We start from the raw sequence: 12,775 nt of genomic DNA, 5'->3' as shown, positions 1-12,775 counted from the left end.
ACGGGTGTGACGCCTCCTGGCAGGATACCCGCACCGGGCGACGCTCGGCACGAGGCGCGGTACAGTCGGAGGTGCTACCCGTACTCAGGCCCCGGAGGTTCTCCCGCACATGATCGTCAACCGGCTCACCGTGGATGGAAAAGACTACTTCCTGCCGGAGCCGGTGACGGAGTTGCGCACCAAGATCCTCGAGGCGGTCAAGGCCGGCGGCGGCTACGTCAACATCCCGCCGCTGCGCTCGGGCCCCGGCGTCGACATCCTGTTCTCCCCGGGCATGCCGGTGGTCTGGACCCAGATCGACGTCGGCGGCGACGGCGCGGTGGACGCCGGGATCGTTGAGCCCGACGCGGACCTCGACAGCCTCTAGTCTGCAGAGCCCCGTGAAAGCGCGGGCCTAGGCCCGGGCGTACTCGCGCAACCACTCGCCGAACTGCTGCTCGTCGGCGGGCTTGGCGATGAGGTAGCCCTGCGCACGGTCGCAGCCGAGGACGCGGAGACGGTCGAGCTGGGCTCGGGTCTCCACTCCTTCGCCCACGGTGCGGATCCCGCGCTCGTGCGCGAAGTCGATGACGGTGGCGATGGAGCGCTCGGAATCGTCCGGCGCCACCAGGCGGCGGTCCAGCTTCAACTCGGAGGCGCGCAGGTCGATCACCCTGCTCTGTGACGAGTGGCCCGCTCCGAAGTCGTCGATGGAGACGACGACCCCGATGTCGCGCAGCCGGTCGAGCCGTTCTGCCACGAGCGCGGGATCGGCGATCACCGTCTCTTCCGTCACCTCCAGGGTGAGTCGGGTCGGGTCGATCCCCGAACTCTCGAGCTCTTCGCGGACGCTCACGTAGAACTCCTCGGTCGCCAGCTGCGACGGCGCCACGTTGACGGCGACGTCGAGCGGGCGCCCCTTGCTCTGCCAGGATGCGGCGGCACGACAGCCGGCGCGGAGCATCTGCCGGCCGAGCTGGTGGATCGCGCGGGTGCTCTCGGCGATCGGGATGAAGACGGCGGGCGGCACGAAGCCCAGCTCGGGATGCCGCCAGCGGCCGAGCAGTTCGGCCGCGACGACGCGTCCGGTGGGCACCGAGATCTGGGGCTGGAAGAAGGGAACGATCTGCTCGTCCTCCACCGCGGCGGGCAGCTCGGCGGCGAGGCGCTCGATGCTGTTCGACTCACGGATCAAGGACATATATGCGATCGTTCCTGATCCGCATCCGAGAGTCAACGGGGGTTGCAATCGGCTTAAAGGGGTGTATACACCGATCCGGCTCCCGTCTCTATCCCTCCCGCCCGCGGATTCCACACCGGATAATAGAGATCGTCCGACCCGAATCGCCCCGAAGTGCCGGGCCGCCCACCGAGGAGCTGCATGACCTTCGTCGCCTCCGACGAGATCGACGCCACACCCGTTCTGCGTCGCAACAACGTCCGTGTGAGCGGTGCCGCGACCGGCCGGCCGCTGATGTTCGCGCACGGGTTCGGCTGCAGCCAGGAGATGTGGCGCCTCGTCGCGCCCGCGTTCGAGGCCGACCATCCGGTCGTGCTGTTCGACCTCGTGGGCTCGGGAGGATCGGACCTCGCCGCCTACGACGCGGGCAAATACGACTCCCTGCACGGCTATGCCGACGACGCGATCGAGATCGCGGAGGAGCTCGGCCTGACCGACGTCGTCTTCGTCGGCCACTCGGTCAGCTCGATGATCGGCGTGCTGGCGGCCATCCGCCGTCCGGACCTTTTCGGCGCACTCGCGCTGGTCTCGCCGTCGCCGCGCTATGTCGATGACGACGGCTACCGCGGCGGCTTCAGCCAGGAGGACATCGACGGCCTGCTCGACGCCCTGGACCGCAACTACCTCAACTGGTCGGCGACGCTCGCGCCGCAGATCATGGGCAACCCCGGCGTCCCGGAGCTCGGCGACGAGCTCACCGAGAGCTTCTGCCGCACCGACCCGGAGATCGCCCGGCAGTTCGCCCAGGTGACCTTCCTGTCGGACAACCGCCGCGACCTCCCGAAGGTGGCCGTGCCGACGCTGGTCCTCCAGTGCGCCGAGGACATCATCGCTCCCGTCGCGGTGGGCCGGCACGTGCACGAGAACATCGCGGGCAGCACCTTCGTGCAGCTCGACGCCACGGGACACTGCCCGCACCTGTCCGCGCCGCAGGAGGTCGTCTCCGCCCTCCGGGACTTCGTCGAGGACACAGCGACGCGATGACGACCGACGACCTGGCCGCGCTCTACGACGCGGCGCCCTGCGGCCTGCTCACCACCGACCCTGAGGGGCGCATCACCCGCGCGAACGCGGCGTTCGCCGCCTGGACGGGGTACGCGCGCGACGCCCTCGCAGGCCGCACCTTCGCCGACCTCCTGGACCCCGGGAGCCGCATCTTCTACGAGACGCGGCAGCTGCCGGTGCTCCTGCTCGACGGCGAGGTGCACGAGGTCTCGGTGAACGTGATCGCCGCCGACGGCGCGCGGCTGCCCGCGCTGATGAACTCCACGACCGTGACGGATGCCGACAGCGCCCTCGAGCGGATCGACGTCGCCGTGTTCGACGCCAGCCGGCGGGAGGACTGGGAGCGGCAGCTGCTCGCCGCCCGCCGCGCCGCCGAGGAGTCGGAGGCACGCACGCGCGCGCTGCAGGAAGCATCGGCCGCCTTCGCCGGCTGCGACACCGAGGACGAACTCGCCGTGATGCTCGCGGCGGGTGCCCGGCACGCATTTTCGGCCGCGGACTCCGCGGTCCATTTCGCGACCGCGGGCGGCTTCGTCCTCGCGGGAGGCACGGAGCCCGTCGACCTGCACGCCCTGCTCGGCGACCGCGAGCTCGACGAGCACATCCTCGTGCTGCGTACGCACGAGGAGGAGAACGAGCAGCTCGTCGCGACCCTCGAAGACGCGCGCGTGGCCGAGATCACGGTGACGCCGCTGCTCGACGGCGAACAGGTGATCGGCGCGATCACCTGCTTCTTCGGCCGGGCGCGGGGCATCGACGACCTGCAGACCGATCTGCACTACGCGCTCGCGCGGCAGGCGGCCCAGGTGCTCCGCCGCATCCGGCTCCAGGCGCAGCTCGAGGCCTACGCCTTGCACGACCCGCTGACCGGCCTGGCGAACCGCACCGCGCTGCGCAGCAGCCTCAGCGACGCGCTCGCGACCGCCACCGAGGCCCGGACTCCCATCGCCCTGATCTTCGTCGACCTCGACGGCTTCAAGGAGATCAACGACGTCTTCGACCACGGTGTCGGCGACACGGTGCTCCGGGAGGTGGCGAGCCGGCTCAACGGCAACATCCGGCAGGGCGACCTGGTCGGCCGGTTCGGCGGCGACGAGTTCCTGATCGTGTGCGAGGGCGCGGACGAGGTGGCGGCCGAGGCCATAGCCGAACGCATTCGCGTGGCGATCCGCGCTCCCCTGCTCGGCATCGCCGACGAGCGCGCGATCAGCGCGAGCATCGGTGTGGCCGTCTACCGTCCGGCCGGGCGCGATCCGCTCTCGACGGCCGACATCTTCCGCTTCGCCGACAAGGCGATGTACGCGTCGAAGGACGCCGGCAAGGACCGCGTCAGCGTGACGACGATCTGAGCCACTCGTCCCGGCGACGCAGGAGGTCTGCGGCATCGTCGAAGACGAGCGACGCGCCCGCCTCGGTCAGCTCCTCGGCCCCGCTCCCGCCGGAGCGCACCCCGATCGAGCGCACGCCCGCGCGCTGGGCCGCGCGCGCATCCCACACCGCATCCCCGACCATCAGCGCCTCGTCGGCGGTCGCCCCGACCCGGTCGAGGGCGACCTGCAGGATCCCCGGGTCGGGCTTCGCGTCGTCCACGTCGTCGGACGAGGTCGTGGCGGTCACCGCGTCGCCGGCGTCGAGCGCCTCCAGCAGCAGGTCGAGCTCGTCCTCGGGGGCCGAGGTGGCGAGCACCGTCCGGACGCCGGCGTCGCGCAGCGCCCGCAGCAGATCGGCGGCTCCGTCGAACGCGGCGAGACGGGAGGCCATGTCGCGGTAGTTGCGGGAGTGCAGCTCCTTCGCGCGGGCGACCCAGTCGTCATCCCGCTCGCCCACCAGCGAGTGGAGCAGCCGCGCGGAGTCCTGGCCGATCGCACGGTGGATGCGCCAGGCGTCCACGTGCACGCCGCACTCGTCGAAGGCGCGCTGCCAGGCGTCCACGTGCAGGTAGTTGGAGTCGACCAGCGTGCCGTCGACGTCGAAGAGAACCGCAGAAACCGTCATACCCCTGCTTACACCCCTTGACAGATCTGTCCACTCCCGTACGTTGGTTAGCGCACTAACCGGATGGCAGGCCGGACCGGATGAGCCGGGCGGCAGTACTGCATCCCCGGTTACGGCGGCGGCCCGAAGACGGGGGTCTCAGCGGGCCGCCGCCGCGCCTCCCCGGTATGGTCGCGGGCGTTCAACGCCCCTCTCGTCGCGGATGAGCGCGTGCGATGAGGTGCTGCCGACGGGCGCGCCGCGCTCGGCACGCGAGGCGCGCATCCCGAGCAGCCGGAGGAGGTCGTGCTCGACCCCACGGGGCACCGGCACGAAGCACAGGCGCTCCGCATCGAGGCCGGTGAGCGCGACGACGGTGAGCCGCCAGTCCGAACCGCCGCCCCGGCCCGGTCGGGCCAGGGGCGCGTCCGTGATCCGCACGGCGACGAATCCCCCCGGCCGACGGCCGAGAGCGAGGAGTTCGGTCGCCGTCGAGGGAGGTGACGGCGCCTCCGCCGGCGGGTGCAGCGCGGCGCGGAGCCGATCGAGCTGCGCGCGGAGGCGCGCGTCGTCAGGGAGGTCGGTACCCATGGCGTCTCCTGGGGTCGGCGGTGAGACGCGTGCGCGGTCGGGGATGCGGCGCCTCACTCCAGAGACGCGGGAACCGTCGCAGCGTGACGGGAAAAGGGCCGGATCGGTCGGGTCAGCGCGCCGACGGGGCGTCCGGGCGCGCGATGCTCGCGGCCTCCTCAAGCGCGGGGAGCGCCGCTCGGAGGGCGGCGACCCGTGCGGGGTCGAGCCCGTCGAGGATCCGCGTGACGGCCCGAGCGCGGTCAGAGCGCGCCTCCAGCAGCAGTTCGATGCCGGCGTCGGTGCCCGAGACGAAGAAGGAGCGGCCGTCGTCGGGATCCGGCGTGCGCTCGACCAGCCCGCGCGCCTCCAGCTCGGTGACCAGCCGCGTGACGGTGGGCGCGGCGACCTGCTCGATGGCGGCGACCTCGCTCGGGCGCAGCGGTCCCTGGCGGACGATCGTCGACAGGGCGGAGAGCTGGCCGTGGCTCAGGCCGCCCGTCCCCGAGCGGATGCGGCGGTTCAGGCGCCCCACGGCGAGCGCGAGCCGTCCGGCCACGTCGTCGCGGTCGGGGCCGTTCGTCTCATCATGCTCGGGCTGCACCCACGTCCTCGCCTTCGTCGCTGGTGGACCGCTCGGGTGCGGCCCCCTCACCATGAACATACTTGGCTCCGCCCGCGAAGGAGGCGATGGCGCCGATGATGCTCATGATCGCCGCGGCGAGGAAGACGATCACGAGGCCGTCGTGGAACGGCCCGGAGATCAGCTGGGGGAAGAACTCCTTGCCCGTCAGCGTGGCCGCATCCACCTTGGCGCTGGAGAGCAGACCGGTCGGCGCGAGCAGGCTCTGGATGGGGTTGTAGCCGAGGAAGGCGGCGAACAGGCTGCCGACCGGTGGGGTGTTGCCGATCTGCGAGGCCACCGTCTGCGGCACGCCGTGGGACGTGAGCCCCTGCGTGAGGGCGGTCGGCAGCGCGACCGAGAGGCCCGCGATCATCAGCGAGAAGAAGATGCCGATGGAGAGCGAGCTGCCCGCGTTGAGGGCGACGCCCGCCATGCCCGACGCGGCGCCGCGCTCGTTGGGCGGCACGCTGTTCATGATCGCCGTGCGGTTGGGCGACGAGAAGAGGCCCGAGCCGATGCCGTTGAGGCCGGTGAGCAGGGCGAACTGCCAGTACTCGAAGTTCACGGGGATGAGCAGGAGGCCGATGAAGGTGGCGGCGACCAGCACCAGTCCGACCGTGGCGAAGCCGCGCGAGCCGAAGCGGTCGGAGAGCGCTCCGGAGATCGGGCCGGCGATGAGGAAGCCGATCGTGATCGGGAGCATGTAGATGCCGGCCCACAGCGGGGTCGACTCGTAGCTGTAGCCGTGCAGCGGCAGCCAGATGCCCTGCAGCCAGATGATCAGCATGAACTGGAGGCCGCCTCGCCCGATCGCGGCGAGGAACCCGGCGAAGATTCCGGCCGAGAACGGTCTGATCCGGAACAGCCGCATGTCGAACATCGGCGACGGCACCTTCAGCTCGACGAACACGAACGCCACGAGCAGCAGGATGCCGCCGATGATCGAGCCGAGCACCCACGGGTTGCCCCAGCCCTGGCTGCTGTCGCCGTAGGGCTGGATGCCGTAGGTGATGCCCGTCAGCAGGGCGACGAGCCCGATCCCGAACGTCAGGTTGCCGAGCCAGTCGATGCGGCCCGGGTTCTTCTGGCCGACCTCGTGCAGCGACTTGATCGACCAGATCGTGCCGATCACGCCGAACGGCACCGACACGAAGAACACCATGCGCCAGTCGATCTCGGCCAGCACGCCGCCCAGGATGAGGCCGATGAACGATCCCGCGATCGCCGCCACCTGGTTGAGGCCCAGCGCGAAGCCGCGCTTGTTGGCGGGGAAGGCGTCCGTCAGGATCGCCGTCGAGTTCGCGAACAGCATCGCGCCGCCCACGCCCTGCACGAATCGCCAGCCGATCAGCCACATCGCCGCCGGTCCGCCGGTGAACGGGTCGAGGCAGAGCAGGATGGCCGCGATCGTGAAGATCACGAAGCCCAGGTTGTAGATGCGCACGCGCCCGTACTGGTCACCCATCCGCCCGAACATCACGACCAGGACCGCGGTGACGAGCATGTAGCCCATCAGCATCCAGAGCAGGTACGAGACGTTGCCCGGCTCCAGCGGGTTCAGCTTGATGCCGGTGAAGATCGCGGGCAGCGAGATGATGACGATCGACGAGTTGATCGTCGCCATGAGCATGCCGAGCGTGGTGTTCGAGAGCGCCACCCAGCGGTAGTGCGGGTGGTCTTTGGTGAAGATGCCGGTGCGGGCCACGGGAGTTTCCTGACTTGGGACGTGCGGGTACGTGGAGTCGTTGCTTTATATGCATTAACTATATAGCCGGGAAATACGATCGGCCATCGCCCGGTTGTCTTCGGGGTGAACATCTTCAGCCCCGCCGACTTCGGCTCCCTCAGCCTCCGCAACCGTCTCGTCATGGCGCCGCTCACGCGCATCCGGGCGGGCGAGGACGGCACCCCGGGCGATCTGCTCGTCACCTATTACGAGCAGCGCGCCTCTTTCGGCATGATCCTCACCGAGGGGACCTGGCCGGTGCAGGAGGGGCGCACCTGGATCGGGCAGCCCGGACTGGAGACCGAGGAGCACGTCGCCGGCTGGAAGCGCGTGACCGACGCGGTGCACGCGGCGGGCGGGACGATCGTGACGCAGCTCATGCACGGCGGCCGCATCTCGCACCCGGCGATCACCGGGACCGGGCGCGTCGTCTCGGCGAGCGCCCTCGCGGCCCCCGGGACCATCCGCATCCCCGACGGGAAGACCCACCTCCCGGTCGCGCACGCGCTCACGGAGGCCGAGGTGCAGGAGGCCGTCGCCGGGTTCGCCGCCGCCGCCCGCAACGCGATCCGCGCGGGCTTCGACGGCGTCGAGGTGCACGGGGCCAACGGCTACCTCGTCCACCAGTTCCTGTCGCCGGCGAGCAACGAGCGCATGGACGGGTACGGCGGCACCCCCGAGAACCGCGCCCGGTTCGCGATCGAGGTCGTGTCGGCGGTGGCGGACGCGATCGGAGCCGGCCGGGTCGGCATCCGCCTCTCCCCCGAGCACAACATCCAGGGCGCCCTCGAGGAGGACGCCGTCGAGACGGCCGCGACCTACGCCGCCGTCGCGCGCGGTCTCGCGCCGCTCGGCATCGCGTTCGTCGACATCCTGCACGCCGACCCGGCCGGCGAGCTCGTCCAGGGCATCCGCCGCGAGCTCGGCGCCCCCCTGATCGCCAACACCGGCTTCGGCACGGTGACGACGCGCGAGGAGGCCGTCCACCTGGTGGAGGCGGGCGTCGCCGACGCCGTCGCGGTCGGCCGGGCGGCCATCGCCAACCCCGACCTCGCCGAACGCTGGGCCGATGACCACGACCTCAACGACCACGACGCCTCCACGTTCTACGTCGGCGGTGCGCGCGGCTACATCGACTACCCGACCGTCGCGGAGGCGGCCGGCGCGCGGTAGCCCCGCCGCCGGCACGCAGTAGCGTGGGTCGGATGCAGCATCACCAGACGACCCTCGCGGCCTTCGCGGCGCAGACCCAGGCCGACGACGACGCGCTCGCCCTCGTCCTCACCGGGTCCCTCGCCCGCGGGACCGCGCGGCCCGACTCCGACGTCGACGTGTACCTGGTCGTCACGGAGGAGGCCTTCGAGCGCGCGCGGGCGACCGACGCCCTCAGCTACGTGCGCGGCGACGTCGCGACCTATGAGGGCGGGTACGTGGATGTGAAGGTGGCGTCGCCGAGTTACCTGGCCGCCGCGGCCGAGCGGGCGGACGAGCCGACGCGGGCATCCCTCCTCGGCTCCCGCGTCGCGTGGTCGCGGCTCGACGGTCTGGAGGAGACGCTGACGGCCATCCAGACCCTCCCCGACGACGAATGGGCACGCCGGGCGGACTCCTTCGTCGCGCAGCTGCGGCTCTACGGCGGGTACTTCCTGCCGCAGGGCGAGCAGCTCGCCGACCCGTATCTGCTCAGCTGGGCGGCGGTGCACCTGGCGAACGCGGCCTCCCGCGCGCTTCTGGCTCACCACCGGGTGCTCTTCGCGGGGCCGAAGTACGTGCGGTCGAGCGTCGCGAGCCTCCCCGAGCGCTCGGCCGCGGTGCTGCCACTGCTGGATGCGCTGCTCGCCGCGCCGTCGCCGCGCACGGGCACGGACGTGATGACCGCGGTCGAGGCCGTGGTGCCGTCCACGCTCACGCCGGACAACACGCTCTCGCGCTTCGTCTCCGACAACGAGCTCGCCTGGCTCTGGCAGGCTCCGACGCCCGAAGCGCTCTAGCGGCCCCTACGAGTCGCGGCCGACCGCGGGCTCGCCGACGAACTGGTGGGCTTCGGAGGCGAGCTCCGGCCAGTCCTCCTCCGCGGCGATGGCCGCCCACGCGCCGCTCGCGGTGTGGGCGCCGTCGGCTGCGGAGGCGACCCCGCGCTCGATCAGATCCGCCGACCGCGGTGCCGGGAGGTCGACGACCAGCGCCGATCCGTCGAGGTAGGCGAACAGCCTCCCCTTGACCAGGAGCCGGTCGCCGTCGAGCGTCACGTCGTCGTCCGGGTCGCTCTGGAGTGCGAACGCCACGTCGGCGAACGCCTGGTTGAATCCCTCTGCCATGGGCACAGCCTAGGGGCGTGGGCCGCGGGCGCGACAGGGCTTGACGCCGTGACACGTCGTGACGGAGCGACCGGGGCGGCGCCGCGTTCGACGACGCAGCCCCGGCCTCCCTCATCACGCGGCGCGGAGCCCGCCGCGCGCGCAACCGCCGCCGTGGCCGCCGGCGGGCGTGCCGTGGCCGGGATGCGCGCCGACCGGCGTCCCGCCATGCCCGCCCGCCCCGCCGTGCCCGTGCCCGTGCCCGGCCGACGTGCTCCCGCTCACGACGGTCGTCGTGCCGAGCGTGAGCCAGCCGGACGTCGTCGTGTCCTGCGCGGCGTTGGCGAACCGGATCGGGAAGCCGCCCGCGAGCGGGTTGGTGACCTGCGCGACGAGCGTGTACGTCCCGGGCGCGACCCCGGTCAGGTCGACGCTGCCCGTGAACTGCGTGGTGGCGCCGCTGGCGATGTCGCTGACGTGCCAGGAGGTCGCGACGGTCTTCACCGCCGCCCCGGAGGCGTTCACGTAGCTCAGCGTGATCGGCCAGTCGTAATAGAAGGGAGCGCGACCGATGTTCGCGATGGACAGCCCGACCGAGACCGTGGTCGCGGCCGTCGACGACGGCACGAGCGCCTGGGTGGCGCGGAAGGAGTAGCCGAGCGATTTCGACGCGGCGAGCGCCGCGAGCTTGTCCGCGGCCGAGTACCCGGTCTCGAACGCGTAGTGGTCCATGAGCCAGCTGGCGTGGGTCTGGTCGGCGCTGCCCGCGAAGTCGTTGTCGCCGCCGTCCTCCAGCACCGGGCATCCGGCCGCCGAGAAGAGGCACGGCTGCAGCTCGGGGCGCAGCTCGCCGGCGATCGGCTCGGTCTTCCACTTGTCGGTGGCGCCGGCCGCGACCATGTTGTCCATGAAGTGCCAGCCGAGCGAGCTCGTCTTGGTCTCGAGGGCGAACGAGTCGTCGTGATAGCCGATCGGCAGGGACGCGTTCATGGTGGTGGGGTTGCGCACCATGAGCTTGGTGGTGTGGAAGGCGTCGGTGAAGTCGGTCAGCACCTCCAGCTGGGTGGCGTCGGACGGCATCCAGTTCGGCTGGCCGCCGTCGCCGTTGTAGGGGTAGGTGTGCCACTCGCCCCAGAACCCGATCAGGCCGGCCTGCACGAAGCCGACACGGGCGTCGCCGTCGTAGCGCTGCCCGAGCGCGGCGACGAACTGGTCGATCGCGGTGCGGAGGTTCGGGTCGTCGTAGTTCGGCGAGACGCTGACGCCGTTGTTGCCGTAGTCGCTGTAGGAGTGGGTGGTCAGGCCGCCGTCGAGCAGGTACTGCGGTACGCCGCTGGGCTGACCGGGATAGTCGAGGTAGAAGCGGAAGGCGGTCTGGTGACCCCGCGCCGCGATCGTGTTCAGCGCGGTGTCGAGCGCCGACCAGTCGAAGGTGTCGGGCCCGGTCATCACGGCGTTCACCGGGAAGTACGCCCACTCCATCGAGTAGGGGAACGCGGTGTACGAACCCGCGAAGGGGATGAAGCCCTTCAGCGGGTTGACGTCCGGTTCGCCGGCCGCGGCGAGCGAAGTCCAGGAGGCCGTGCCTGCCGGGTGGGACGTGCCCGCCGTGGCCGGGGCCGCGAACAGGGCGGGTATCGCGAGCGCGGCCGCGGCGGCCACTCCCACGATCGTGTTCCGTACGGTTCTGCGCATTCTGGTGCACCTTTCTGACGGCGTCGTCGCCGTCGGGTCGTCGAGCGGTGAATGTGCGTACTGCGGTCGGATTCGGGTTCCGTGAGCGTGGGGCGCGGCATCCGGCGGACGCCGCGCCCCACGCGTCTAGCCGACGACGGAGGCAGCCTCGACGGCGGCCTCCCCCGTCACGATGGGAGTGAAGTCGACCTCGCGGCCGTTGATGCGGAAGGCGTAGCGGCCGGTCTGCTCGATCAGCGCGGTCTCCTCCATGTAGTCCCGCAGTTCCTCCCGTTCGGCCGGAGTGAGCCAGGCGAGCGGGTCGGAGGTGGAGCGGAACTCGAGCACGGCGGCGGTGTCGCGCAGCGCCTGCCGCTCGCCGTCGGAGAGCAGGCTGCGGGCGCTGCGGAAGTAGATCGCGTCGGGGTCGACCTCGTAGAGCCGCTTCATCCAGGCGCGGTTGATGGAGGAGACGATCGAGTTGCGGGCGCCGACCCCCGAGGGGTCGCCGACGCGCTCCGCGTTGTCCCAGAAGGCCGCGACATCCGGTCCGACCCGCGCGCCGTCGAACACGCCGACGGACGGGATCATCGGGACGCCGCACCCGAGCAGGTACACGTCGTCCCCGACGACGGAGCGGATGTGCTCCACGGCCTCCCGGTACGCGGTCTCGCGATGGACCCCGGTGCTGCGGTTGCCGGTGATGGCGCCCGCGTACATGAAGTCGAGCTTGAGGTAGCGGAACCCCCAGCCGGTGACGCGCTCGAAGACCTCGCGCAGGTGGTCCTTCACCTCGGGCTGCGTCGTGTCGAGGGAGTAGTAGTGGGAGTCCCAGTTGTACCCGCTGACCAGGGGCCGGCCGTCGTCGTCCTGCACGAGCAGGTCGGGGCGGGTGCGGGCGATGTCGGAGTCGGGCAGGGCGATCATCGGTGCAAGCCACAGCCCGGGCCGGAACCCGGCGTCGGCGATCGTGCGCGCCGTCGCGGCCATGCCCGAGGGGAACTTCGCGTTGGCCGTCCAGTCGCCGACGATCGGCTCCCACCCGTCGTCGAGCTGGAAGACGTCGAACGGATAGCCGGCGAGGTCCCGGACGGTCCGCCCGATGGTGTCCTCGTCGATGTCCTCGAAGAAGGAGTACCAGCTGCTCCACACCGCGCCCGCCCGCAGCGAACGCCTCCCGAGCCGCGCGGCGACGAGGTCGGCGTAGGCGGCGAACACCTCGACCTCGGGACCGTAGCCGACGAACCACTCGGCCGAGGCCTCCTCCGCACGGCCCCAGAGCACGTTGCCGTCGGCACCGACCCGGGGCGTCCCGAGGCCGAGCCCGCCGAGCAGGAGGACGTTGCCGTCCTCGCCGACGACGGCTCCGACCGCGCTGCCCGAGTGGAGGTGCGGCGTCTCGTTCGCGGCATCGTCGGCGGTGAGGAGGCGCCGGGGGCTGTCCTTGATGCCGATGGTCTCGCCGTCGGTGTGCGCCCAGCCGGACGGGCTCCACGAGTTCCAGCCGTGCCGGTAGAACTCGGTGTCGCCGAAGGGGTGCAGGAGGGCGACAGGCCCGGCGGGCACGATGTGGCCTCCCGGCACCGCGATCGGTGCTCCGGTGACGTTGGCGGGGATCCGCACGGATCCGAAGTCGAAGGTGTGCAGCATGGTGGGCTTTCTGTGTGGTGCGCGGGGGCGGCCGG

The 12,775-nt window shown here is 71.3% G+C and carries 13 protein-coding genes; 5 read left to right on the top strand and 8 right to left on the bottom strand.

Features of this window, described 5'->3' with window-relative positions:
* Positions 1-109 precede the first annotated feature (109 nt).
* Positions 110-367, top strand: a complete 258-nt coding sequence (locus HNR14_RS11695; RefSeq protein WP_179701187.1) for a hypothetical protein — start codon at positions 110-112, stop codon at positions 365-367.
* A gap of 27 nt (positions 368-394) precedes the next feature.
* Here the strand turns inward: HNR14_RS11695 and HNR14_RS11690 are convergent, their stop codons facing one another.
* The gene (locus HNR14_RS11690; protein ID WP_179701186.1) at positions 395-1,180 is read right to left on the bottom strand and encodes an EAL domain-containing protein; all 786 of its coding nucleotides are present in this window, start codon (positions 1,178-1,180) and stop codon (positions 395-397) included.
* A 180-nt stretch (positions 1,181-1,360) separates the two neighbouring features.
* Here HNR14_RS11690 and HNR14_RS11685 point away from each other — a divergent pair, with 180 nt between their 5' ends.
* Both HNR14_RS11685 and HNR14_RS11680 read left to right on the top strand, forming a co-directional pair.
* Positions 1,361-2,203 (top strand): alpha/beta fold hydrolase, encoded by an 843-nt coding sequence (locus tag HNR14_RS11685; RefSeq protein WP_179701185.1) that lies wholly within the window; start codon positions 1,361-1,363, stop codon positions 2,201-2,203.
* On the top strand, positions 2,200-3,573 hold the full coding sequence (locus HNR14_RS11680) for a GGDEF domain-containing protein (RefSeq protein ID WP_179701184.1): 1,374 nt from the start codon (positions 2,200-2,202) through the stop codon (positions 3,571-3,573). The genes HNR14_RS11685 and HNR14_RS11680 overlap by 4 nt, the downstream gene beginning before the upstream one ends.
* Here HNR14_RS11680 and HNR14_RS11675 read toward each other — a convergent pair.
* From HNR14_RS11675 to HNR14_RS11660, 4 genes are all read right to left on the bottom strand, one after another.
* Complete coding sequence (locus tag HNR14_RS11675) at positions 3,554-4,219, bottom strand: HAD family hydrolase (RefSeq protein WP_179701183.1); 666 nt, start codon at positions 4,217-4,219, stop codon at positions 3,554-3,556. The genes HNR14_RS11680 and HNR14_RS11675 overlap by 20 nt on opposite strands.
* Positions 4,220-4,357: 138 nt before the next feature.
* Positions 4,358-4,789, bottom strand: coding sequence for a hypothetical protein (locus tag HNR14_RS11670; RefSeq protein WP_179701182.1), 432 nt, complete (start codon positions 4,787-4,789; stop codon positions 4,358-4,360).
* A gap of 112 nt (positions 4,790-4,901) precedes the next feature.
* A complete protein-coding gene (locus tag HNR14_RS11665; protein ID WP_343064472.1) occupies positions 4,902-5,372 on the bottom strand; it encodes a MarR family winged helix-turn-helix transcriptional regulator in 471 nt (156 codons plus the stop codon).
* Entirely contained in the window at positions 5,356-7,098 is a 1,743-nt protein-coding gene (locus tag HNR14_RS11660) for an MFS transporter (RefSeq protein ID WP_021762806.1), read from the bottom strand. Before HNR14_RS11660 ends, HNR14_RS11665 begins: the two co-directional genes overlap by 17 nt.
* A 105-nt stretch (positions 7,099-7,203) precedes the next feature.
* Here HNR14_RS11660 and HNR14_RS11655 point away from each other — a divergent pair, with 105 nt between their 5' ends.
* On the top strand, positions 7,204-8,292 hold the full coding sequence (locus tag HNR14_RS11655; RefSeq protein ID WP_179701180.1) for an oxidoreductase: 1,089 nt from the start codon (positions 7,204-7,206) through the stop codon (positions 8,290-8,292).
* Positions 8,293-8,324: 32 nt separating this feature from the next.
* Positions 8,325-9,110 (top strand): nucleotidyltransferase domain-containing protein, encoded by a 786-nt coding sequence (locus HNR14_RS11650; protein WP_179701179.1) that lies wholly within the window; start codon positions 8,325-8,327, stop codon positions 9,108-9,110.
* A gap of 6 nt (positions 9,111-9,116) precedes the next feature.
* On the opposite strand, the gene HNR14_RS11645 is transcribed toward HNR14_RS11650, so the two are convergent.
* The 3 genes from HNR14_RS11645 to HNR14_RS11635 all read right to left on the bottom strand — a co-directional run bounded on the left by HNR14_RS11645 (position 9,117) and on the right by HNR14_RS11635 (position 12,740).
* Positions 9,117-9,437: a hypothetical protein gene (locus tag HNR14_RS11645; RefSeq protein WP_179701178.1), complete on the bottom strand. Its 321-nt coding sequence runs from the start codon at positions 9,435-9,437 to the stop codon at positions 9,117-9,119.
* A gap of 114 nt (positions 9,438-9,551) precedes the next feature.
* Positions 9,552-11,111, bottom strand: coding sequence for a DUF4832 domain-containing protein (locus tag HNR14_RS11640; protein WP_179701177.1), 1,560 nt, complete (start codon positions 11,109-11,111; stop codon positions 9,552-9,554).
* A 126-nt stretch (positions 11,112-11,237) separates the two neighbouring features.
* The gene (locus HNR14_RS11635; RefSeq protein ID WP_179701176.1) at positions 11,238-12,740 is read right to left on the bottom strand and encodes a glycoside hydrolase family 36 protein; all 1,503 of its coding nucleotides are present in this window, start codon (positions 12,738-12,740) and stop codon (positions 11,238-11,240) included.
* Positions 12,741-12,775: the final 35 nt, after the last annotated feature.

The organism is Leifsonia naganoensis (assembly GCF_013410615.1).
Classification (GTDB): domain Bacteria; phylum Actinomycetota; class Actinomycetes; order Actinomycetales; family Microbacteriaceae; genus Leifsonia; species Leifsonia aquatica.
This window is presented reverse-complemented; position numbering and strand designations above follow the sequence as displayed.

Excerpts from the sequence above, each read along its gene's own strand:
- HNR14_RS11675 (WP_179701183.1), bottom strand. The coding sequence starts at position 4,219 with ATGACGGTTTCTGCGGTTCTCTTCGACGTCGACGGCACGCTGGTCGAC.
- HNR14_RS11645 (WP_179701178.1), bottom strand. The coding sequence starts at position 9,437 with ATGGCAGAGGGATTCAACCAGGCGTTCGCCGACGTGGCGTTCGCACTC.
- HNR14_RS11670 (WP_179701182.1), bottom strand. The coding sequence starts at position 4,789 with ATGGGTACCGACCTCCCTGACGACGCGCGCCTCCGCGCGCAGCTCGAT.
- HNR14_RS11680 (WP_179701184.1), top strand. The coding sequence starts at position 2,200 with ATGACGACCGACGACCTGGCCGCGCTCTACGACGCGGCGCCCTGCGGC.
- HNR14_RS11685 (WP_179701185.1), top strand. The coding sequence starts at position 1,361 with ATGACCTTCGTCGCCTCCGACGAGATCGACGCCACACCCGTTCTGCGT.
- HNR14_RS11640 (WP_179701177.1), bottom strand. The coding sequence starts at position 11,111 with ATGCGCAGAACCGTACGGAACACGATCGTGGGAGTGGCCGCCGCGGCC.
- HNR14_RS11695 (WP_179701187.1), top strand. The coding sequence starts at position 110 with ATGATCGTCAACCGGCTCACCGTGGATGGAAAAGACTACTTCCTGCCG.
- HNR14_RS11635 (WP_179701176.1), bottom strand. The coding sequence starts at position 12,740 with ATGCTGCACACCTTCGACTTCGGATCCGTGCGGATCCCCGCCAACGTC.
- HNR14_RS11650 (WP_179701179.1), top strand. The coding sequence starts at position 8,325 with ATGCAGCATCACCAGACGACCCTCGCGGCCTTCGCGGCGCAGACCCAG.
- HNR14_RS11690 (WP_179701186.1), bottom strand. The coding sequence starts at position 1,180 with ATGTCCTTGATCCGTGAGTCGAACAGCATCGAGCGCCTCGCCGCCGAG.